General features: G+C 66.6%; 22 protein-coding genes. 5 read left to right on the top strand and 17 right to left on the bottom strand.

Going from position 1 to position 21,697, the window contains the following annotated elements:
* Positions 1-16: 16 nt before the first annotated feature.
* From BMI91_RS04475 to gndA, 16 genes are all read right to left on the bottom strand, one after another.
* Complete coding sequence (locus tag BMI91_RS04475) at positions 17-793, bottom strand: ABC transporter permease (protein WP_078599613.1); 777 nt, start codon at positions 791-793, stop codon at positions 17-19.
* 1 nt (position 794) lies between these two features.
* On the bottom strand, positions 795-1,646 hold the full coding sequence (locus BMI91_RS04470) for an ABC transporter permease (RefSeq protein WP_078569632.1): 852 nt from the start codon (positions 1,644-1,646) through the stop codon (positions 795-797).
* Complete coding sequence (locus BMI91_RS04465) at positions 1,643-2,728, bottom strand: ABC transporter ATP-binding protein (protein ID WP_078604462.1); 1,086 nt, start codon at positions 2,726-2,728, stop codon at positions 1,643-1,645. Before BMI91_RS04465 ends, BMI91_RS04470 begins: the two co-directional genes overlap by 4 nt.
* Positions 2,729-2,775: 47 nt before the next feature.
* Positions 2,776-3,843 (bottom strand): substrate-binding domain-containing protein, encoded by a 1,068-nt coding sequence (locus BMI91_RS04460; protein WP_078604085.1) that lies wholly within the window; start codon positions 3,841-3,843, stop codon positions 2,776-2,778.
* A 115-nt stretch (positions 3,844-3,958) separates the two neighbouring features.
* Entirely contained in the window at positions 3,959-4,921 is a 963-nt protein-coding gene (locus BMI91_RS04455; protein WP_078604084.1) for a MurR/RpiR family transcriptional regulator, read from the bottom strand.
* A 55-nt stretch (positions 4,922-4,976) separates the two neighbouring features.
* The gene (locus BMI91_RS04450; RefSeq protein WP_078604083.1) at positions 4,977-5,780 is read right to left on the bottom strand and encodes a F0F1 ATP synthase subunit gamma; all 804 of its coding nucleotides are present in this window, start codon (positions 5,778-5,780) and stop codon (positions 4,977-4,979) included.
* Positions 5,777-7,279: a F0F1 ATP synthase subunit alpha gene (locus BMI91_RS04445; protein ID WP_078604082.1), complete on the bottom strand. Its 1,503-nt coding sequence runs from the start codon at positions 7,277-7,279 to the stop codon at positions 5,777-5,779. Before BMI91_RS04445 ends, BMI91_RS04450 begins: the two co-directional genes overlap by 4 nt.
* On the bottom strand, positions 7,266-8,000 hold the full coding sequence (locus BMI91_RS04440; RefSeq protein WP_078604081.1) for a F0F1 ATP synthase subunit B family protein: 735 nt from the start codon (positions 7,998-8,000) through the stop codon (positions 7,266-7,268). The genes BMI91_RS04445 and BMI91_RS04440 overlap by 14 nt, the downstream gene beginning before the upstream one ends.
* Positions 8,001-8,002: 2 nt before the next feature.
* Positions 8,003-8,248, bottom strand: a complete 246-nt coding sequence (locus BMI91_RS04435; RefSeq protein ID WP_078519861.1) for a F0F1 ATP synthase subunit C — start codon at positions 8,246-8,248, stop codon at positions 8,003-8,005.
* Positions 8,249-8,250: 2 nt separating this feature from the next.
* On the bottom strand, positions 8,251-8,937 hold the full coding sequence (locus tag BMI91_RS04430; protein WP_078604080.1) for a F0F1 ATP synthase subunit A: 687 nt from the start codon (positions 8,935-8,937) through the stop codon (positions 8,251-8,253).
* Positions 8,934-9,194 carry a hypothetical protein gene (locus BMI91_RS04425; RefSeq protein ID WP_078569627.1) on the bottom strand — a complete coding sequence of 87 codons (261 nt, stop codon included), beginning with the start codon at positions 9,192-9,194 and terminating at the stop codon, positions 8,934-8,936. Before BMI91_RS04425 ends, BMI91_RS04430 begins: the two co-directional genes overlap by 4 nt.
* Before the next feature lie 8 nt (positions 9,195-9,202).
* A complete protein-coding gene (locus BMI91_RS04420; protein ID WP_078604079.1) occupies positions 9,203-9,499 on the bottom strand; it encodes an AtpZ/AtpI family protein in 297 nt (98 codons plus the stop codon).
* Complete coding sequence (locus tag BMI91_RS04415; RefSeq protein WP_078545861.1) at positions 9,496-9,906, bottom strand: F0F1 ATP synthase subunit epsilon; 411 nt, start codon at positions 9,904-9,906, stop codon at positions 9,496-9,498. The genes BMI91_RS04420 and BMI91_RS04415 overlap by 4 nt, the downstream gene beginning before the upstream one ends.
* A complete protein-coding gene (gene atpD / locus BMI91_RS04410; RefSeq protein WP_078604078.1) occupies positions 9,903-11,294 on the bottom strand; it encodes a F0F1 ATP synthase subunit beta in 1,392 nt (463 codons plus the stop codon). The genes BMI91_RS04415 and atpD overlap by 4 nt, the downstream gene beginning before the upstream one ends.
* The gene (locus tag BMI91_RS04405; RefSeq protein ID WP_078604077.1) at positions 11,291-12,043 is read right to left on the bottom strand and encodes an SDR family NAD(P)-dependent oxidoreductase; all 753 of its coding nucleotides are present in this window, start codon (positions 12,041-12,043) and stop codon (positions 11,291-11,293) included. Before BMI91_RS04405 ends, atpD begins: the two co-directional genes overlap by 4 nt.
* A 211-nt stretch (positions 12,044-12,254) precedes the next feature.
* Positions 12,255-13,664 carry an NADP-dependent phosphogluconate dehydrogenase gene (gndA, locus tag BMI91_RS04400; RefSeq protein ID WP_078604076.1) on the bottom strand — a complete coding sequence of 470 codons (1,410 nt, stop codon included), beginning with the start codon at positions 13,662-13,664 and terminating at the stop codon, positions 12,255-12,257.
* A gap of 278 nt (positions 13,665-13,942) precedes the next feature.
* Between gndA and efeU the strand changes: the two genes are divergently transcribed.
* The 5 genes from efeU (at position 13,943) to BMI91_RS04375 (ending at position 20,488) form a co-directional block, all read left to right on the top strand.
* Complete coding sequence (gene efeU, locus BMI91_RS04395; RefSeq protein ID WP_078604075.1) at positions 13,943-15,487, top strand: iron uptake transporter permease EfeU; 1,545 nt, start codon at positions 13,943-13,945, stop codon at positions 15,485-15,487.
* A 38-nt stretch (positions 15,488-15,525) separates the two neighbouring features.
* A complete protein-coding gene (efeO, locus tag BMI91_RS04390) occupies positions 15,526-16,725 on the top strand; it encodes an iron uptake system protein EfeO (RefSeq protein WP_208607940.1) in 1,200 nt (399 codons plus the stop codon).
* Between the two features lie 17 nt (positions 16,726-16,742).
* Positions 16,743-17,999, top strand: a complete 1,257-nt coding sequence (locus BMI91_RS04385) for a Dyp-type peroxidase (RefSeq protein WP_078604074.1) — start codon at positions 16,743-16,745, stop codon at positions 17,997-17,999.
* Between the two features lie 224 nt (positions 18,000-18,223).
* Positions 18,224-19,168 carry a sensor histidine kinase gene (locus tag BMI91_RS04380; RefSeq protein WP_078604073.1) on the top strand — a complete coding sequence of 315 codons (945 nt, stop codon included), beginning with the start codon at positions 18,224-18,226 and terminating at the stop codon, positions 19,166-19,168.
* Positions 19,169-19,345: 177 nt separating this feature from the next.
* The gene (locus tag BMI91_RS04375; protein WP_158522084.1) at positions 19,346-20,488 is read left to right on the top strand and encodes a glycosyltransferase family 4 protein; all 1,143 of its coding nucleotides are present in this window, start codon (positions 19,346-19,348) and stop codon (positions 20,486-20,488) included.
* Positions 20,489-20,552: 64 nt separating this feature from the next.
* On the opposite strand, the gene BMI91_RS04370 is transcribed toward BMI91_RS04375, so the two are convergent.
* Complete coding sequence (locus tag BMI91_RS04370) at positions 20,553-21,665, bottom strand: sugar phosphate nucleotidyltransferase (RefSeq protein WP_078604071.1); 1,113 nt, start codon at positions 21,663-21,665, stop codon at positions 20,553-20,555.
* Positions 21,666-21,697 lie beyond the last annotated feature (32 nt).

Here is a 21,697-nt window from a genome sequence, read left to right as displayed (position 1 = left end):
TGGTTGGTCATCGCGCTCAGGCCCCCGTCTTGGAGGCGCGGCGGCGGATCAGCTCGGCCAGCGCCACGAGGGCAATGTTGCCGAACACGATCATCACGGCGAGCGCGTTGAGTGAGGGAGAGAGCGCGAAGCGGAAGTCGGAGGCGACGAGCACCGAAAGCGGTTGCGCGCGGCCGGAGACGAAAGCGGTCAGGACGTATTCGGCCGAGGACAGCACGAAGGCCACGACCCACGACGCCATCAGCCCGTTCGCCATCAGCGGCAGCACCACCCGGCGGAAGGCGGAGAGGCCGGAAGCGCCCAGATCGGCGGCGGCTTCCAGCAGTCCACGGTCGATCCGGATCAGCACCGAGGCGATCACCAGCGTCGAGAAGGGCAGCACGATCACCGTCTGCGCGGCGATCACCGTCAGCAGGCTGCGCTCCACCCCGGTCTCGTTGAACATGATCAGCTGCGCCACGGCGAGGATCAGCTTCGGGATCAGGAAGGGCGCGAGCAGCAGGACCGCGAAGATGCCGCGTCCGCGCATCGGGTAGAAGCTGATCGCCAAAGCGGCGAGCCCGCCCAGAAGCGTCGCGCAGATCGCGACGGGGAAGGCGACGCTCAGCGTGGTCAGGAAGCCCCCGCCCAGACGTCCGTCGCCCATCACCTCGGCATACCATTTCAGGGTGAAGCCCGAAAACGGCAGCGACATGATCTTGGAATCATTGACCGAAAACAGCGCGATCATCGCGATCGGCAAATACATGAAGGCGAAGACCGCCCAGACCCAAAGCGTGGAGAGTCGCGACATGTCAGGACCCTCCCACAAGGCTCGAGCGGCGGATCAGCATCGCGCCCATGGCAAAGAAAGCCATCAGGATCGCGAGCATCGTCCAGGCGATGGCCGAGCCCAGCGGCCAGTCGAAGGCGGTGCCGAAGAGGTCGTTGATCGCCGAGATCACGGTGATCCCCGAGGCCCCGCCCAGCAGCTGCGGTGTGAGGTAATCGCCGACCACCATCACGAAGACCATCAGCCCACCGGCGACAAGGCCGGGGAAGGTCAGCGGCAGGGTCACGCGGGCGAACCGGCTGGGGCTGCGCGCGCCCAGATCGGCGGCGGCTTCAAGCCACGCGTCGTCGAGGCTCTCGAAGGCGAGCCACAGCCCGATCACCATGAAGGGCAGGTAGTTGTAGGTCAGCGCGATATGGGTCGCGAGCGGCGAGAACAGCAGCCCCTGAATGGGCGCGTCGGTGACACCTGCCCAGATCAGCGAGCGGTTGATGACGCCCTCGGCGCCCAGAAGCACGCGCCACGCGAACACCCGCACCAGATCGCCGGAATAAAGCGGCACCAGCAGCAGCGTTAGCAGCGCGGATTTCATCGCGCCCGCGCGTTTGGCGAGGAACCACGCGACCGGGTAGCCGATCACGGCGGTGATCGCGACCACGAGCGCGCCCGAGCCGAAGGCCTTCAGGATCAGCCCGCGATAGGTCGCAGAGCCTGCGATCTTTGCGTAATTGGCGAAAGACGGATCGTAGGAGATCGCGACGAAATCGACGCGGAAGAAGCTGTAGGCGAAGAGGATCAGCAGCGGCGCCACGCAAAGCGCCAGCAGGAAGGCCGTCACCGGGGCGGCGAGGAGCGTGCCGACGCGCAGGCTCATGGCTTGGCCTCCGTGGCCCGGTCCGCCCTCCGTTCGGCCTCGGTCCGCGCGATCCAGACCTGTGCCGGATCGAAACCGATGCGGATCTCCGCGCCGATCTCGGGCACGTCGTCATGGCCGACGGTCAGCGCCAGCGTGATGCCCGCGGCCTCGGCTTCCACCAGCCACTCCGCGCCGCGATAGACGGCATGGGTCACGCGGGCGGAAATCCGGCCCTGCGGGTCGAGGAACAGTTGCTCGGGGCGCAGGCAGAGCACGGCGGGAGATCCGGCTTTGAGACCGCGCACGCCGGGTGTCGCGAACTGGCCCAAGGGGGTCTCGATCTCATAGGCGCCGATGGCGGTGTCGGTGATCTTGCCCGGCACGCAGGCCGCGCCGCCGATGAAATCGGCCACATAAGCGGTCTCGGGGCGGCGATAGATCGTATCCGGCGCGCCTTGTTGTTCGATGATCCCGTCACGCATCACGATGATCCAATCCGAGAGCGCGAAGGCCTCTTCCTGATCGTGGGTGACATGGAGAAAGGTCATTTTCAGTCGCCGCTGCAGGTCTTTCAGTTCGATCTGCATGTCCTTGCGCATCCGCCGGTCGAGCGCGGAGAGCGGCTCGTCCAGCAGCAGAAGGCGCGGCTCGTTGGCAATCGCGCGGGCCAGCGCCACGCGCTGTTGCTGTCCGCCCGAAAGCTGGCGCGGGCGGCGGTCGGCCATCGCGGACATCTGGACGGTTTCCAGCGCCGCGCGGGCCTTTTCGCGTTCTTCCTTGCGGCTCAGCCCCTTGTAGCGCAGGCCGAAGCCCACGTTTTCCAGCACGCTCAGATGCGGGAAGAGGGCATAGCTCTGGAAGACGGTGTTGATCGGGCGGGCGCTTGCGGACACGTCGTTGATCTTCTTGCCGTCAAGCTCAAGCATCCCCTCGCTCACCTCCTCGAACCCGCCGATCATGCGCAGGATCGAGGTCTTGCCGCAGCCCGAAGGCCCCAGCAGCGTGACGTAGGAATTCTCGTCGAGCCGGAAATTCACACCGCGCACGGCCTGCACGGTGCCATAAGTCTTACAAAGGGCACGCGCGCGGAGCAGGGGCATTGTCTGCCCCTGCCCACCCGTCGGCCCGGAACCTGCCTCGGTCATTCTTAGCTGGCCTTCACTTCGTTCCAGAGTGCGACCCAGTCGTTGTAGCGCGGCGGATTTTGCTTCCAGACGAAGTTATCCATCACCGACAGGTCCTTGATGAAGATCTTCTCCTGCTGCTCGGGATCGATCTCGTCGCGCGCAGCCGAAGTCGATTGCGCATAGGGGCCGCCATAGGCGAGCATTTTGCCGTAGGTCGGGCCGAGCAGGTAGTTCACCAGCTCGAAGACCGAGTCCCGACGCGCGCCCTCAACGCCCTTGGGTACGGCGATCGTGTCGCACCAGCCGATGACGCCCTGCTTGGGTTTGGCCATGCCCATCTCGAGACCCTTTTCCTTCAGGTCGTAATAGGGCGGCACCCAGGAGAAGGCGCAGACCACTTCGCCGGTCGCGAAGAGGTTGGTCAGGTCGCCGATGGAGTTCCAGTAGGTGCGCAGCTTGCTCTTCTGGATCATCAGCACCTTTTTCACTTCGGCGAGCTGCTTGTCGTCCATCGTGAACATCTCGTCGCGCGGAATGCCCAGATACATCGCGGCGATCATGATCCCTTCGAGCGCGTAGTCGCGCATCGCGAGCTTGCCGTTGTATTTGTCGCCCTCGAAGAAGACCGACCAGTCGGGCTCTTCATCCATCAGGTCGGCGCGATAGACGATCGGGTTGATGCCCCAATAGAAGGGGATGCCGTAGGTCTGGCCGTCCGTCTTGCCCAGATCGGTCTTCTTGAACGTGTCGTAGAGGAGCTTCGCGTTCGGCACCTTGTCGAAGTCGATCGGCTGCAGAAGGTCCGAGGCGGTGTAGTAGGACACCTTGTCGAGGCCGGGCGTGATCAGGTCGACCGAGGAGGCCCCGCCCGCGCGCAGTTTCGCGAATTGCTCGTCATCGGTACCGATGAAGGTTTTGGTCAGGTCGACGTCATGGCTGTCGAGGAAGGGCGCGAGATAGTCGTCTTTCGCGAGGTTCTCCCAGGTCATCCAAAGAAGATCGGTCGCGGCCAGCGCTCGTCCCGCCGGGCCGAACGCCCCGAGAGCGGTGCCCGCAAGCGCAGATTTCAGGAATAGTCGGCGATCCATGGCATATCCTTTCGCTGCATGAGATGGCGAGGTCACCTTCGCAGGAAAGAATTATTTCACAAAATGCTAAAAATGAAAATACGCTTTCATTCGGGCCATGCGCAGTTTTTAGGCGCTATTTGTCCTGTTTTGCAGCCTTGGTGAGCGCCTCAAGGCTCTCCGGGGGCGGTCCGAGGTCGTCGAAACGCGCATGAAGGTCCTCGATCCGGGCGAGTCGGGCGCGCGCTTCGGGGCCCAGCGAGTCCACCAGGCTCGAGCAGAGGAAGTTGATCAGGCTCATCGCGACGACCGTGCTGTCGAAGATGCCTTGCCCGCGATTGTGGCAGCGCAGGGTGATCGTCGCGTGGCGCGCGGTCTGCGCCACGGTGGGGTCGCCGATCAGGATCGTCGGGATGCCCGCTTCGCGCGCGACGGTCATCACTTCGCCGAGCGCGCGCGGCCTGCGCCGCAGCCCGATCGCCAGCAGCACATCGCCCGGCGCGAACCCCGCGACATCCTCGGCGAGCGACGCGCCCTCATAAGGCAGAAGCTGCACGTCCGATTTCAGATTGAGCAGCAAGGCGCGGGCATAGATCGCGAGCGCCCGCGAATTCCGATAGCCCAGCACCCAGATCCGGCGGGCCGAGGCGAGATGCTCGACCGCATCGGCGACCGCCTCTTCGGACAGGATCTCGGTGCTGCGGGTCAGGTTCTGCATATCCTGCGCGAAGTGATCGGCCAGTTGCCCCGGCGTGGTGCCGTCGCTCAACTCGCTCAGCGGCGAGCCCCAGCTCCCGTTGCGCCGCGAATGCAGCCGCGCCTCGTTGTAATTGCGATAGCCCAGCCGCTTGAAGAAGCGCGCCGCCGTGGCCGAGGAAATCCCCGCGCTCTCGGCGAGTTCCGCAGCGGTGTAGCTCGACAGCGTCGACTGCGCTTCGAGCACGACTTCGGCAAGGCGTTTCTCGCTGGGGGTCAGTTCGGGAAAGATCGCCATGATCCGCATGTCGATCGGGTCATCTCCCGACCCGGGTTGCGCCTCGGGGGACATCTCTTGCGTCACATCGGCCTCGTTTCTGCTCGAGCCCAAGTCTTGTTGCATGCGGGCGCGCTTTTCAAGCGATGCGTGTGCGTAGCGGGGTTGTGGGGGGCTCAGCTCAGCTGGACGTGACGCCTGCCGAAAGCTCCAGAATTTCCGTCGTCACCGACTCCTGGCGCGAAATCCGCGCGGTCTGTTGCAGCGCGTCGAGCTTGCGTTCGGTCATTCCCTGGGCGGACGCCATGGCGAGCATCCGGGCGGTGTTTTCCGCCGCCGTGGCATGCAACGCCACGCGGCACAGCTCCGCATGCAGCAGCTCGGCAAAGAGCGACGCGCAAAGCTGCGCGGGCGGTAGCGTCAGCAGCGGCGGCTGGCTTGGCGGCGGAGTCGACCGGGTCGGGCGGGGGAAGATACGGCGGCGGCGGGCTTTCCAGCTGCCATCCTCCGTCTGGGCGTAGAATGCGTCGATCGGGGCGCGGCCCGCCAGTTGCAGCAGCGTCTCGGCCAGCCGGTCGGCGAAGGGCGGAACCGCCGGGCCGTGCGAGGGCAGGGCGAACTGCGCAAGCGCGTTCAGCCCCTGTTCGGCGGCCAGCGCCGCGCCCCGCGTGCCGATCACGACGAGACCGCCGGGCGGCGTGCCCAGCTCGCTCAGAAGCCGGGCGTTGAACGAGCCCGCAAAGCCCTGCTCGGCCAGAAACAGAACGGTGAGCGGCGGCCCTTCGGGTTTGGGCGGCGTCGGTGCGAGCGACAGAACCCGGTCGAGCGCACGGCTCACCGTCGCCGCATGCAGATCTACCGAGGCAAGCTCTCCCTCTGTCTGACGCACGCGCGCGCCCGCGATGGCGCGCATCGCCCGGATCACCGAGGCGAGCGTGCGGATACTGCCGATCCGCGCTTCGATCTCGGCAAGCTGCTCGCTCATTTTGAAGGCTCCGGCAAAAGCCCTTTCAGGCACTCCACGATCTGGTCATGCAGGCTCTCGCTCAGCGTGGCGGAGAAATCCGCCCCCGACAGCCCCGCCGCATCGAGCGCATCGGGCAGCGCCGCGCGCAGCGCGTCGATCTGCGCGGGCTCCAACCCGTCGAGAAGCCCCGTCTGCACGGCCAGAACCAGCGCCACCTCATCCGCGAGGCGCAGCGGCGCGTGCTGGATCTGCGCCAGCACCGCGCGCACCGCCCGCCCGCGTGCAAGCTGTGCCTTCACCCGCGTATCGGGCATCCCCGCGAAACGCGTGAAAATCTCCAGTTCAAGGAACTGCGCATAATCGAGCCGCATCGACTCCGCCGCGTCGCGCAGGCTGCGCGCCTGCGTCTTGCCGCCGACCCGGCTGACCGACGTGCCGACATCCACGGCGGGTTTCTGGCCGCGGTTGAACAGCTTGGCGTCCAGCGCGATCTGCCCATCGGTGATCGAGATCAGGTTGGTCGGGATGAAGGCAGCGAGATTGCCTGCATCGGTCTCCGCAATCGGCAGCGCGGTCAGCGTGCCGCTGCCCAATGCGTCCGACAGCCGCGCGGCGCGTTCCAGAAGCCGGGCGTGAAGATAGAAGATATCGCCTGGATAGGCCTCGCGCCCTGGTGTCTGCCGGGTCAGCAGCGCAAGCTCGCGATGCGAGGCGGCGTGGCGTGTGAGGTCGTCGAGCACGATCAGCGCGTGGCCGCCGGTGTCGCGCAGCTCCTCGGCCATGGTCATGCCTGCGAAGGGGGCGAGCCATTGCATCCCCGGCGGTGTCGACGGCCCGGCGACCACGACAATGGTGCGCGCCAGCGCGCCGTTGCGCCGAAGCGTCTCGATCACGCGCTCCACCGAGGAGGTTTTCTGCCCGATCGCGACATAGACCGAGGTCACGTCGCCGTCCTTCTGGTTCAGGATCGTGTCGAGCGCGATGGTCGTCTTGCCGGTCGCGCGGTCGCCTACGATCAATTCGCGCTGGCCCCGGCCAAGCGCGAAGAGTGCATCCACCACGAGCGTGCCGGTCTGCATCGGCTCCACCACCGCCGCGCGGTCGATGATCGCCGGGGCGGGGCGTTCGACCGGATGCTTGGCCGTGGTGGTGATGGGCCCGAGCCCGTCGAGGGGTCGCCCGAGCGGATCGACGATCCGGCCGAGCAGTTCGGGCCCGACCGGCACCCGCATCACATCGCCCGTGCCGGTGACCGCATCGCCCTGCGCGACACCCGCGATATCGTCGAGCAGCACCGCCGCGAGGGTCTCTTCGTCGAGCACATGCACGAAGCCCGATTGTCCGCCCTCGAAGACCAACCGCTCCCCGGCGCGGGCCTCGGGCAGGCCCGACACCATCGCGACGCCGTCGGACACGCGCTCCACCCGCCCGCTGCGGCGCACGACGGGGCCGAGCGGCGCGCGCGCGATGGCCTCGAGGCTGCGGTCCAGCCACTCGTCGGGATCATTGGGTGTCATTGGCCACCTCCTTGCGCATCCGGGCGAGATCGGCGGCCCATGAACTTTCGAGATGCAGGTGCTTGGTCTCCAGCGCGAGGCCGCAGATCAGCTCCGCATCCGTTTTGATCGCTGGGCTGATCTCTTCGCCCAAGGTCTTCCCGAGGCGGTCGGCGAAAGCCTCTCCGTAACCGGCCTCTGTCGCCTCGCTGATCCGCAGCATGAGTTTCTCCGAGCCGAGCGCGGCGCGATCCTCGGTGTCGAGGGCCGCGACCTGCGCCAGAAGATCCGTCGCATAGGCTTCGAGCAGTGCGGGCCTCGAAAGGCGCGCGCCGATCCGCTCGGCCATGCGCTGCGCCAGATCGGCGGCGCGCGCGGCATAGCGTTTCTCGGCCTCCTCCGCGCGGGCAGCGCGTTCGGCCTCTGCGGTGCGGGCCATATCAGCGGCCTCTGCGCGGGCATGGTCCAGAAGCGCCTTGCGCGCGGCTTCGGCCTCGGTCTGGGCCTGCGCCAGCATCTCGGACTTGCGCGTGCCGACCTGATCGAGCGCCGCCTCGGCCTGCGCCTTCGCGTCATCGGCTTTGCGCGCGGTCTCGCTCGCGTCGCTCAATTGCTTGTCCGCCTCGGCCTGACGGGCCTGGATAGCAGTCACGATCGGGCGCCAAAGCACCCGGCTCAGAAGCCAGATCAGCACCGCCGCGTTGAGTGTCTGCAGCCCGAGCGTCCACCAGTCCAGTGTCATGATCAGCCGATGAACGGGTTGGCGAACAGCAGCAGAAGCGCGATCACGAGGCAGTAGATCGCCGTCGTCTCGATCATCGCGAGCCCGACGAAGAGCGTGCGCGAGATCGCGTTCGCGGCCTCCGGCTGGCGGGCGATCGCGTCCATCGCAGCCGCGACCGAGCGCCCTTCGCCAAGCGCGGGGCCGAGCGCCCCGAAGGCCACCGCCGCGGCGGCCGAGATGACGCTCGCCACTTCAATATATTCCATGATCAGTCCTTTCCGGATCCGTGGGAGGTTTGGGATTCCGCCACTGCCGCCGCGATGAAGACCATGGCGAGGACGGTAAAGATGTAGGCTTGAACAAGACCGGTCAGCAGGTCGAGCGCCATGAAGGGGATCGGCACGAACAGCCCCGCAAGCGAGAGCACGATCCCGATCACGAAGACCCCGCTCATGATATTGCCGAACAGGCGGATCAGCAGAGAGAAGCTGCGCGTCAGCGTCTCGACGAGGTTCAGCGGGATCATCAGCGGCGTCGGCATCGCGAAGCTGCGCAGGTAGCCGCGCACGCCGCCCGCGCGGATGCCGTAGACGATCACCGCAACGAAGACGAGCAGCGCCAGTGCTGCGTCGGTTTCGAGGTTGGCGGTCGGGGGTTCAACGCCCGGGATCAGCGAGGACCAGTTCGCGATCAGGATGAACAGGAACAGCCCGCCGAGGAAGGTTCGGTAGCGGCCGGGCTCTACGCTCATCGTCTCGCGGATCTGAGTGTCGAGCACCGTCACCAGCAGCTCCAGCGCCGCTTGGCGCCGTCCGGGCTTGAGGCTCAGGTTTCGGGTCAGCGCGTAGCATCCTGCCACGATCACCACCATCATCACCCATGTCGTGACGACGGGTTGCGTGATCGGCACGGGGCCGATCCAGAACAGGACGGTGGTCTCGAGCGGCGAATTCATGCGGACCTCGCGCGTCGCAGGGTGAGCATCCGCCCGATGCCGATCCCGAGCGCCGCCGCCAGCAGCGGCACCGCGCCCAGAAGCGCGCAGCCCACGAGAGCCCCGATCGTCAGCCCAAAGCGCAGCGCGGTCAGCGCGATCGCCTTCAGCGCCTTGCTTTCGAGCAGCATCGCATCCGTGCCCGCCCGCAGCAGGGTGAAATGCAAGAGGCCCACGCCGATGCCGAGGGCGAGGCTCGCCAGACCGAGAAGAACCATCGTCCCGCTCATTGCTGTTGCACCCAGCGCCAGCCCAGCCAGCACCCCACGACAAGCCCCACCATCATCAGCGCGGCGGTCCAGAAGATTCCCGACTGGGCGCTCCGGTCGATCCATCTGCCACCCGCGGCCCCCGCGAGCATCGGCAGCACGACGATCCACCCGAGCACACCGATCTGGCCCAGCCGTCTTGCCAGCGGGATGTCACCCTCCTCTCGGGCTTTCTCGATCCGAGCGGCGTGGCGGCGCGCGGCGCTCTCCATCGGCTCCTCCGTCTGTTCCGGGTCTTCCGGCGGCTGGGTCATGTCCAATCCTTCCGAGCCTGCGCGCCGTCGAGGCTCGCCACCAGCTGTCGGATCGCGAGCAGATGCAGCCGGGTGGAGTCGGCCTGTTTGGTCTTCGCGGCGTCATCTTCGGCCTGAAACCGTTTCAGGATCGTGTCGCCCAGCTCGGACAGATCGCCGGTCACCGCGGCGCGGGTCGAGACCGAGACATCGCTTCCATTCTCGACCATAAGAACACCGCCCTTCACCGCGCAATAGTGCCGTTGGCCCTCGACCACCCAGGAGATGACCGAGATGCTGAGGCTGGTGAGGAACTCGGCATGGCCGGGCAGGATGCCGAAGCCGCCGCTCTCGTCCTCGGCGCGGATCGCGGTGACGTCCTTGGCATCGACGACGATTTCGAGGGGCGTGGCGATGGTGAGCCTCATGCCGCGGCCTCCTCTCGCTGGCGGGCCTCGTCGATCCCGCCGATCATGTAGAGCGACTGATCCGACCAGTCGTCCGCCTCGCCCGCGAGGATCGCGCGGCAGCCCTCTAGCGTATCGGCCAGCGGCACCGAGCGCCCGGTCTGGCCGGTAAAGGCCTCGGTCACGACAAAGGGCTGGGTGAGGAAGCGTTGCAGCTTGCGCGCGCGGCGCACCGCCAGCCGGTCGGCCGCGCCGAGCTCCTCGACGCCGAGAAGCGCGATGATGTCCTGCAATTCGCGGAACCGCGCCAACAGCGCCCGCGCTTCGCCCGCCAGCTGGAAATGGTCCGCCCCGACGATCTCGGGGTCGAGCAGTTGCGAGGACGAGGCGAGCGGGTCGATCGCGGGGTAGATCCCCTCCGAGGCCAACTGACGCGACAGCACGATGGAGCTGTCCATATGCCCCGAAATCGCGGTCACCGCCGGATCGGTGAAATCGTCAGCCGGCACGTAGACCGCCTGAATTGCCGTGACCGACGCCCCGGCGGCGGAGGCGATGCGCTCCTCCAGTTCCGCGACCTCAGACGCGAGGGTGGGCTGGTAGCCCACGCGCGAGGGCAGGCGGCCCAGAAGCCCCGAGACCTCGCTGCCCGCCTGCACGAAGCGGAAGACGTTATCCATCATCAGAAGGACGTTGCGGTGATCGCGGTCGCGGAAATCCTCGGCGATGGAGACTGCGGTCAGCGGCACCCGCCAACGCGCGCCGGGCGGCTCGTTCATCTGGCCATAGACCAGCGCCGTGCGGGCCAGAACGCCCGACTCGGTCATGTCGGCGAGCATCTCGTGACCCTCGCGCGAGCGCTCCCCCACGCCCGCGAAGATCGCGATGCCCTGATATTTCTCGACCATCGTGTTGATGAGTTCCATCACCAGCACCGTCTTGCCCACGCCCGCGCCGCCGAACATCGCAGCCTTGCCGCCGCGAGCCAGCGGCAGCATCAGGTCGATCACCTTGATGCCGGTCTCGAAGGCGGTGACCGCGCCGCTGCCCGACAGGCGCGGCGGCGTGCCGTGGATCGGGCGGCGTGGTGTGCCCTTGGGCAGCGGATCGCCGCCGTCGCGCATCGCCCCCGTCACATCCATCAGCCGCCCCAGAACGGCCTCGCCGACGGGCACTTCAAGTGGTTTGCCCGTGGCGCGCAGCTTGCGCCCGCGTGACAGGCCGAGCGTCGATTGCAGCGCGATGGCGCGCACCCGATGCGCGTCGAGATGGCCATGCACCTCGAAGCTGCCCGGCATGTCGTCATCCGTCAGTGTCAGGATCGAATGGATCGGCGGCAGCGGGCCATCGAAACTTGCGTCGATGACCGGCCCGCGCACCGCGATGATCCGCCCTTCCGTCGTGCTCATCGCGAGGTATATCCGCCGTCGACGAGGTGATAGCTGCCGTTCACGAAGCTCGCGGCATCCGACAGCAGGAAGCAGGTCAGCGCCGCGACCTCCTCGGGCGTGCCGAGCCGTCCTGCCGGATGCAGCGCGACCAGCGAGTCCTTCACCTCGGGCGCCAGCCCCGACAGAAGCGGCGTCTCGATGAAGGCGGGACCGACCGCATTGACCCGGATGCCCTGTGCTGCGTGATCGATCGCCGCCGCCCGGGTCAGCCCCAGAAGCGCGTGTTTCGCCGCGACATAGGCGCAGGCGCTCGGGAACGCGACCGAGCCGAGGATCGAGGACATGTTCACGATCGCGCCGCCGCCCGATTTCAGCATCGCGGCGATCGCGAAGCGCATCCCGTAGAAAACCCCGTTCAGGTTGACGTCGATCACCTGCTTCCAGCCGTCGAGCGGATACTCCCCGAACGGCACTTGCGGTCCGCCGATACCCGCATTGTTCACGGCCAGATCCAGCTTGCCGAAGGTCGCGACGGCCTTCTCGACCATCGCTTCGACCTCTGTGGCGGAGGTGACGTCGACCGCCATCGGCTCGGCGGTGCCGCCCGCCTTGCGAATTTCCTCGGCCACGGACTTGGCCGCGTCCGCATTCTGATCGGCCAGCAGGACCGAGGCGCCGCGTGCCGCCAATTCCGTGGCGATTGCCGCGCCGATCCCTGATCCCGCGCCCGTAACGATAGCTGATTTACCTTCGAAATCCCGTGTCATAGCAGTCCCGGCCTCCGTTTTGGATGCGCAGAGGGTAACGATCTCGGTGCTTTAGGACTTTGATGGGGATCAAGCGGGGCGGACGCGGTTGGGGCGTACACGAACTCGTGATTGCGGTGCATGGTTCGTGGCGTCTGACGCCCCGCGAAACGGAAACCGCCCGCGACTCTGCGCGAGCCGCGGGCGGTGATCTTTCAGCAAACGGGCGCGCTTACATCGCCCAGGGGCCGTGGAAGTCGCCACCCTCGCGGTCGGTGCGCTCGAACCCATGCGCGCCGAAGAAATCGCGCTGGCCCTGGATCATGTTCGCGGTGCCGCGCGCGGTGCGCATCGTGTCGAAATAGCTCAGCGCCATCGACAGGGCCGGAACCGCCAGGCCGTGGGCCGCGGCAATGCTGACGACCTTGCGCAGCGCGCCGTGATGCGCCTTCAGCAGATCCGCGAAATAGGGCGCATACATCAGGTTGCGATCGGGCGACTCGCTGAGCGCGCTCGCCATATCGTCGAGCATCGCCGAGCGGATGATGCAGCCGTCGCGCCAGACCAGCGCGATGTCGGGCAGCGGCAGGTCCCAGTCGAAAGGCGCATTGGCCGAGCGCAGCAGCTCGAAGCCTTGCGCGTAGCACAGGATCTTGCCCGCGATCAGTGCGTTCTCCAGATCCTCCGCGCTCAGCGCGCCCTCGGGCAGCGCCTCGGGAGCGGCGCCGAACATGTCCTCGCCCTGCTTGCGCGCATCGAGCCGCGACGACAGGTTGCGCGCCATCACGGCCGCTTCGATCACCGGCACGGGGGCCGCCAGATGCTGCGCCTCGATCACGGTCCAGCGGCCGGTGCCTTTCTGGCCCGCGCGGTCGAGGATGATGTCGAGCATCGGCTCGCCGCTTTCGGGATCGGTGGCGCGGGCGACCTTGCCGGAAATCTCGATCAGGTAGGATTTCAGCGCGCCTTCGTCCCATTTCGCGAAGATCTCGCCGCAGGCCTGCGAGTTCAGCCCCATGCCGTCGCGCATCACGCCATAGGTCTCGGCGATCATCTGCATGTCGGCATATTCGATCCCGTTATGCACGGCTTTGACGAAATGGCCCGAGCCACCCTTGCCCATGAAGCCGGCGCAGGGCGTGCCGTCGAACTTGGCCGCGATCGCGTTGAGGATCGGGGCCACGCGGTCCCAGTCCTGTTGCTCGCCGCCGCCCATGATCGCGGGCCCGTGGCGCGCGCCTTCTTCGCCGCCCGAAACCCCGATGCCGAGGAAACGCGGCCCCGCCTTTGCCGCTTCTTCCGCGCGGCGCTCGGTGTCGTGGAAATTCGCATTGCCCGCGTCGATGATCAGATCGTCAGCGTCGAGATGGGCGCGCAGCGCCGCGATCTGCTGATCGACCGGGTCGCCTGCGGGGACCATCAGGATGATCGCGCGCGGTTTCGCGATCGAGGCCACGAGGTCTTCGAGATTTTCGCAGGGCGTGATCTTCGATGCCAGCTCGCCCGCGTTTTCATGGAAGGACTTGGTGACGCTGGTGGTGCGGTTGAACACCGAAATGTCGAAGCCTTTTTCCGCGATATTGAGGGCGAGCATCCCGCCCATGGTGCCAAGGCCGATCAGCCCGATTTGCGATTGTGCCAAGATACGGCCTCCGAAATTGTTGCATGCGGGCCACTTCAGGCGCCCGGATCGTGTCTCTTTCGCTGCGCCGGACCGCCTGATTGCGCGGCGCTGCGAGGGCGACCCGCACGAATTGCCCCAAGATGGCGGAAGTTGCAAATCGCCCGCAACGGTAGGGGCGAAGAAATGCGACTTCAAGAATCCGAGCAATTTACTCGGAAAAGGGGTTGCGCCCGCCGATCTGCGCCACTAACGAATACCCAATCAATTTACTCGGGAATCGACGGGGTGCCCACAGCATGTTGGCAACATTCATCATCGGCCTGCGCGAAGGGCTCGAGGCGGCGCTGATCGTCGGGATCATTGCGGCCTTCCTGCGCGCCCGGGGCGAGCGTTTGACCGAGATGTGGCTGGGCGTCGCTGCCGCCGTGGCGCTGGCCGTCGGCGTTGGCGCGGGGCTCGCGCTGGTCGAGGCCGCTTTGCCGCATAGCGCGCAGGAAAAGCTCGAATGCGTGATCGCGGCCGTTGCGGTCGTCTTCGTGACGCTGATGGTGCTCTGGATGACGCGCCACGCCGCAGGTCTGAAGGGCCAGATCGAGCGCGACGCCGATGCGGCGCTGGGGCAGGGGAGCCGGGTCGCGCTGGCGGCGATGGCCTTCCTCGCCGTGCTGCGCGAAGGCTTCGAGACCGCCGTCTTTCTGCTCGCCACGATCTCGGGGGCGCAGACCGGACATTGGGCGGGCCTCGGCGCGGCGCTTGGCCTCGCGGCATCGGTCGCGCTTGGCTGGGCGATTGCGCAGGGCGGGATGCGGCTCAATCTGGGGCGTTTCTTCCGTTGGACCGGCGTGTTCCTGATCCTCGTCGCGGCGGGGCTGGTGCTGCAGACGCTGCGCTCGGCCCATGAGGCGGGCTGGTTGCTGGCGGGTCAGCAGCGCATCGCCGATCTGAGCTGGCTCGTGGCCCCCGGCACGGTGCGCTCGGCTCTGATCACCGGCGTTCTGGGCATTCCCGCCGATCCGCGCCTGATCGAGGTGCTGGGCTGGATCGCCTATCTGATCCCGGTCGCGGCGCTGACCTATTGGCCGCGTGCACTGCGCCCCGATCCCCGCACGGCGCAATGGCTGCGCGGTGGGCTGGCGGTCGCCTTCGCGGCATTGGCCGTCGGTATCGCGGCGCTTTGGCCTCAGCCGCAGGTGACGCTGCCTGATCATGCGCCGCGTGTGCTGGAAGGCGATGTCGACACCTCCGCAGGGCCCGATCTGCGCTTGCGGGGACAGGTGCTGGAGATGGGTGCGACCCGCGTCGATCTGACGGGCGCCGAGGCCACGTCGGAGCGGCATCTGGGCCTGCCAAGCCTGCATCGCGAAGTGCAGACCCAAACCGAAATTGCGGGCGCCCCGGGTCAGATCGATCTCGCAACGCTTGCGCAGCTTGCAGGTGGGCGGCTGCCGGTGGGCGTCAGTCCCGCGCGCAACCCCGGGCCTTTCGTGGCCGAGTGGACGCGACTCGAACAGGTGACCGTCTGGACCGCAGGCGATGCGCTTCTCGATGCGCAGGGCCGTAGTGCCGTTACGCTGCGCCTCTCGGGTGGTGGGCTGACCACGGCACGCACATTGCGCGTCGACATGGCCCCCGGTGGCATGGCGACCGGCGCCTGGGTCATGGCCCCCGCCGCCGCGCAAGAGGCCGCCGATGCGCTGCGCGCCGTGCGCCGTGCCCGCATCGAGCATCAGTTCTGGGCCCGAGAGTTGCCCGTGATCCTCTTCCTCATCGCGCTTGCACTGGCAGCTTCTGCGCTCGCCCGTGCGCGCCCCGCACCGTTTTTCCCCGCCAGGTCCCTCTGACCAAGCCAAAACCGCAGAGCAAATACAGGAGCCTGACAATGAACATGTCGTCCCGCGCGCGCCGCCGCGCTGTCCCCCTTCTCGCCGCAACCGCGTTCTTCGCGCAGCCCGCGCTGGCCGATGCGCCCACGAATAACGGGGCTGCGCAGGTCGCGATCACGCTTACGGGCGAGAATGGCGGCGCATGCGTGCTCGATCACGACAGCGCGGCGGCAGGGCCGATCACCTTCAGGGTGACGAATGAATCCGCCCCGGCGATCTCCGAGCTGGAGCTGCTGTCGGACAGCCGCATCCTCGGCGAGAAAGAGAACCTCGCGCCCGGCCTGCCCGCATCGAGCTTCACCGTCACGCTCGACGGTGGCGACTATCGCATCTACTGCCCGGGCGCTGCGGAAGACACCGTGGCCTTCACCGTGACCGGTGAGAGCAAGCAGCGCGCACAAAGCGCGATCGGCGATCTGCTGGACGAAGGCACCGCAGGCTACGCCAATTACGTCGAAGGCATGGTCGGCGCGATGGTCACGGCAAGCGAACGCCTCGCCGCGAAAGTGGACGCAGGCGACGTGGAGGGCGCGAAGGCGGCCTATGCGCAGGCGCGTCCGTTCTACGAGCGGATCGAACCCGACGTCGAAGGCTTCGTCCTTCCCGGCACCGACCCGACCGATAACTCGGGCAACCTCGATTACCTGATCGACATGCGCGCCTCGAACCTCGACCCGGCGGTCGGCTGGCACGGCTTCCACGCGGTGGAGCGCGACCTGTTCGAGAGTGGTGAGATCACCGACGAGACCAAGGCGCATGCCGCGGAGCTGGTGAAGAACGTCAAGATGCTCGCCGATCTGTCGGGCGGGATCGAGTATCGCCCTGAAGATCTCGCGAATGGTGCGGCGGCCCTTCTGGAAGAAGTCCAAAGCGGCAAGATCAGCGGTGAGGAAGAGGCCTATAGCCATATCGACCTCGTGGACTTCGCGGCCAATATCGAAGGCGCGCATCAGGCCTTCGCCTTCCTCGAGCCGGGGCTGAAGCGGATCGACCCGGACGTGGCCGAAACCATCGCGCAGCGCTTTGCGGATGTGCAGACGATGCTCGAAGACTACCGCGATCCCGACGCTCTGGGCGGCTACAAGATCTACGATGCCGAACTGCGCAAATCCGACGCGGTGAAGCTGAGCCGTGCGATCCAGATGCTGCAGGAGCCGCTGTCGCGGATCGCTGAAAAAGTCGCCACGGCAAGCTGAAGACGAAGGAGGCCATGATGCGCGGGCAAGACGATAAACCGGCAGGACTGTCGCGGCGTGGGCTGTTTCTGGGCGCGGCAGCGCTTGGCGGCACTATCGCCACGGCGGGGCAGGCGGCGGAGACCGGCAAGGTTGCGCCCGACGCCATGCCCGACCCGGACCAGAGGCGCTACGCCTTTTACGGGACCGGGCCGCAGGCCGGGATCGCCACGCCGCCGCAGCAGCATCTGATGGCCATGGCCTTCGACCTGACCGGGTCCGATCCGCGCGCGCTGCAGGTGCTGCTCGCGCGCTGGTCGGCCTCGATCGGGCTGATGATGGAAGGGCAGCCGGTCGGTCCGGCAGAGCCCGACCGCGAGACAGCCACCGCGCTCGAGACCGGCGAGGCGCTGGGGCTTGGCCCGGCGGGTCTGACGGTGACCGTGGGCCTTGGCCTGCGCGTCTTCTCCAAGGAGATGGGGCTGGCGGCGAAAGCCCCGCCGCATCTGCGCCCACTGGCCGATCTGCCCTCGGACGCGCTGCGCCCCGAGATCAGCGGTGGCGATCTCTCGCTGCAGGCCTGCGCCGACGATCCGCAGGTCGCCTATCACGCGGTGCGCATCCTCGCGCGGATCGCGAAACGCACCGGGGCCGCTACGGTGCGCTGGACGCAACTCGGCTTCGGGCGCGCCTCGGCTGGGGCAGGGCAGGAAACGCCGCGCAACCTCTTTGGCTATCGCGACGGCACCCGCAACATCACCACGCCCGAGCAGCTCGCGCAGCATGTCTGGGCCAATGACGGTCCCGACTGGCAGCATGGCGGGACCTATCAGGTGATGCGCCGGATCGAGATGCATATCGAGAACTGGGACAACGCGCAGGTCAGCCACCAGAATGACGTCTTCGGGCGGCACAAGCTCACCGGCGCGCCGCTGACCGGCACGGACGAATTCGATACGCCCGATTTCAAGGCGAAGAACGCGCAAGGCGAGCCGGTGATCCCGACGCATGCGCATATTCGGCTGTCGGCGCATGAAACCAATGACGGCATCCGCATCCTGCGGCGCGGCTACAACTTCACCGGCGGGCTGAATGCGGTCGGACGGCTCGATGCGGGGCTGTTCTTTATCAGCTACCAGAACGATCCAGCGCATTTCGAGGCGCTGCAACGGCGGCTCGGCGCGTCGGATCTGCTGAATGAATACATCTCCCACACCGGGTCGGGACTGTTCTGGGTGCCGCCTGCCGCGCCGAAAGGCTCCTATATCGGGGCGCCGCTTTTCGCAGCGGTCTAAGCCTCCGGGGCGGATCCGGCGTTGAGGCCCTTGCGCGCCGTCGTCGCGGCGAAACCAAGGAACTTCAGGAAGTCTGAGCCGTGCCGGGGGCATAGGTACCGGGGGCTGGCGGTTTACAGCAGTTGACTCAGTCGGGGGAAAGGTCACTGTGTCGGGCCGGGCCATTCGGCTCCGCGCCCCGCTCATCCTCCCCCGCACATCGTCAGTACCGAGGTTTCCCCAGCATGTCGCTTCCCCCCATCGGCCTCGAGGACGCATTCGGCATTGCCGGGATCGGCCGCTGGGAATTCTCGGTCGAGGCGCGCCGATTGGTAATCGACGAGCCGTGTCGTCTGCTCTTCGACATCTCCGAGGGAGAGATGGACCTGCAGGACGCAGTGCGGACGCGGGTGGTCGAAGAAGATCGCGCGCGCGTTTTCGAGGCGCTCGACAGTGCTGTGAGCGATGGCGACATTTATGACGAGGTCTTCCGGATCACCCTTCCCTCCGGCGAGCAGCGCTGGATCCGTGGCGTCGGAAAATACCGCGAGCAGGCGGACCAGCGCAAAGTCATCGGGGTCAGCTTCGACATCACCTCCGAGCAGGAGTTGCTGGCCGAGCGCGAGCTGCACCTCGCCGAGATGAACCACCGCATCAAGAACCTGTTCGCGCTCGTCTCCGCAATGATTTCCAGCGCGGCCCGCGCGAGCGAAACCAAGGAGGAGATGCTGGACGAGTTGCGCGGCCGCGTGACCGCCCTCGACCGCGCGCATTCCATGATGTTGCGAACGGACAGCACCCAGCCGGTTGCGCTCGGCGGGCTGTTGGAGCGGGTGCTTGCGCCGGCGCGCGCAGAGCAAACCATTCTGCTGTCTGGCGCAGAGGTGATGATCCCCGCGCGGGCGCTGACCTCGCTGGCCTTGATCTTGCATGAATGGGTAACGAACTCCGCTAAATACGGCGCGCTGAGATCTGTGGACGGCCAGATCAATGTGACGTGGGAGCCCTATGAGAACGGTGTTCACCTCACCTGGAAAGAGCAGGTCCCGGATTACGACGCGGCCGCCGAACAGGGCTTCGGCTCACGCCTGATCCTCGCCTCGGCGATGCAACTGCGCGCCGAGAAAGAGCGCCGCTATGAGGATGGCTGGCTCATCATCGACATGAAGCTGCCGCTCGACGGGTACTGACGCGCGCGACCCCCGGGGGGAAATCGGGCAACAGCCGAGACTTTCTGCACGATCGGCTCGGCGATGCAGGAACAAGCGTCGCACCCATTGGTTCCCCTACACGATACGATTGAAGTCCCATTACCGAAACAGCCCGTTCATCGCCCGGAGCCCATGCGTTTCCGGGAAGGGAGGCACATGCGCATCGCTATCATTTCCCCAATTCGTCACCCCATTTCGGCGCCCTTCATGGGTGGGATGGAGGCCCATTCCTACGCGCTCGCAGGCGCCCTCGTCGCGCGAGGGCATGAGGTGACACTGTTTGCGTCGGGCGACAGTCAGCCGCCTGAAGGGGTGGAGCTGTATCCGGTCACGGAGCACCATGTCGACAGCGCCTATCCGTCGAAAGGGGGCCGCGAGTCCGATGTGCCCGATACCCATCTCGACAGCGCCTTCGCGGGCATCCTGCAGAAGTTGGAGACGGGTGGCTTCGATATCATTCACAACAATTCGCTGCACCGCTATCCGCCGCGGCTGGCACGGCGGGAGCGGATCGCGATGCTGACCTCCCTGCATGTGCCGCCCCTCGAGACGCTGCGCGACGCCGTCCACGAAGCCCGCGCGCCATGGTGTCGTTTCACCGTCTGCACGGGGGCGCAACGAGAGCGTTGGGCCAAGCCCGACTGCGACCTGTCCTTCCATGTCGTGCCAAACGGGATCGACACCGGTGTCTGGGGCTTCTGCCCTCATGCCGATGGCTCGGCGGTCTGGTTCGGGCGCATCACTCCCAACAAGGGCACCGCGGAGGCCGTGAAGGCCGCGCGGATCGCGGAGCTGCCGCTGCGGATTTACGGGCCAATCGAGGATCGTGCGTATTTCGACGACACCATCGCCCCCTATCTCGGGTCGCAGATCACCTATGGTGGCAATCTGACGGCGGAGGACCTGAGCGCCGAGGTCGCCAGGGCGTCGGTCTGCTTCTTCACGCCGGTCTGGGATGAGCCCTTCGGGCTCGCCGCAGCCGAGGCGATGTCCTGCGGCGTGCCCGTCGCCGCTTTTGATTCCGGCGCGGTGCGCGAAGTCGTGGGCGAGGCGGGCGTGATTGTTCCCACAGGCGACGTGTCCGCGCTTGCCAGTGCCGCGCGCAAGGCGATGACCTGCGACCGACAATTCGTGCGCGACCGGGCGGTCGCCCGCTTCGGTGTGGAGCGGATGGTCGACCGTTACGAAGAGCTCTATCGCATGTGCATGGCGGGGCTCTCGGAGCCAGCGCCCGAGGTCGATTTCGCCCCGGACGACCTGCCGCCGGGAGAGGTCGGTGTCAGGCTGGCAGTGGAATAGCACGGGACTGAAAAAGGCGCGGACCGCTGAAGGTCCGCGCCCGAAAGCGTCTCGGAAATGGTACCTAGTGCAGCCGCTCTCTGGAGCGATCGACCATCGCCTGCGTGATCAGGTTGGTGTCGCCGCTGCGGCGGAACCAGCGCATATTCGTGCGCCCGATCCCTTCCACGATCGTTCCGGCTGGCAACGAGACATCGGGTGCCAGCAGCGTATCGGTCAGGTGGCAATCGCGCGAGACGGCCCCTTTTGCCGTCAACGCGGAGCGCCGTCCGACCCCGATGACGCCCGGCTGCGCCTCGAGATGGAGGCAGCTCAGCGGCGGGCTTCCCCGTGTCGTGCCACCTTGCGGCGCCGCGAAATCCAGAAGCGCAGAGCGATAGTCGTCGAGCGTGTCGATATCGCGCCAATAGGCTTCGCGGCCGGTGTCGCTGCGCGGCAGACGGTAGGCTTGCAGAGCTTTCTCGCGCAGCGCGGCTTCCAGCAGGTCGGCCTCGATCGAAATATCGAACCGGCCCCGAGACAGTTCGGGCAGTTCCTTGCGCAGCCACGCTGTCTTGAAGAGGTAGATCCCCGTCGCGACCAAACTGCGCCCTGAGTTTTCGCCGATCTCGGCGGGCGCACTCGGGCGATGGGTGAGCGCGCTGACATGCCCGTCCCGCGCGACTTCCAGCACCGAATGATGCTCGGCATCCGAGGATGAGAGCGTTGCGGCGACCAGCGTCGCGGGCGCGTTACTCAGGCGATGGCGCTGGATGAACGGACGCAGATCGATGTCGCAAATCTGATCGGCGGGCATCACCAGAACGTCGCTCACGCCTTCGCGCTCGAGCAGGTCGAGATTGGCGAGAAGCGCATGGGCCGTGCCGCGATAGCCGCCGCGCGAGAGCCGCGTCGCATCGCGGATGAGCAGCCCGTCGGGGAAGGCATCCGCCCATCTGTCGCGCAGGTGCCGGATCAGCGGCGCGGGACGATATTGCGTCGCGATGATCGCCCGCGTGAACCCGGCAGCACGCAGCGAAGCAAGGGTGAAATCCACCAATCGCTGGCCGCCAGCTCCGAAGGGCAGGGCAGGTTTGCAACTCTCTTCGGTAAGCTCGTAGAGACGCTTTCCGCGCCCACCGGCCAAGACAACTGGAAGATAGCCGTTCAATAAATCGGGTCGTTTCTGAGCCAGCATCAGAGCTCCTCCACCGTGACGCTGCGACGTGA

It is taken from the genome of Thioclava sediminum (genome assembly GCF_002020355.1).
GTDB classification, from domain to species: domain Bacteria; phylum Pseudomonadota; class Alphaproteobacteria; order Rhodobacterales; family Rhodobacteraceae; genus Thioclava; species Thioclava sediminum.
The sequence above is the reverse complement of the archived record's forward strand: the minus strand, read 5'-3'. Positions and strand labels throughout refer to the sequence as shown.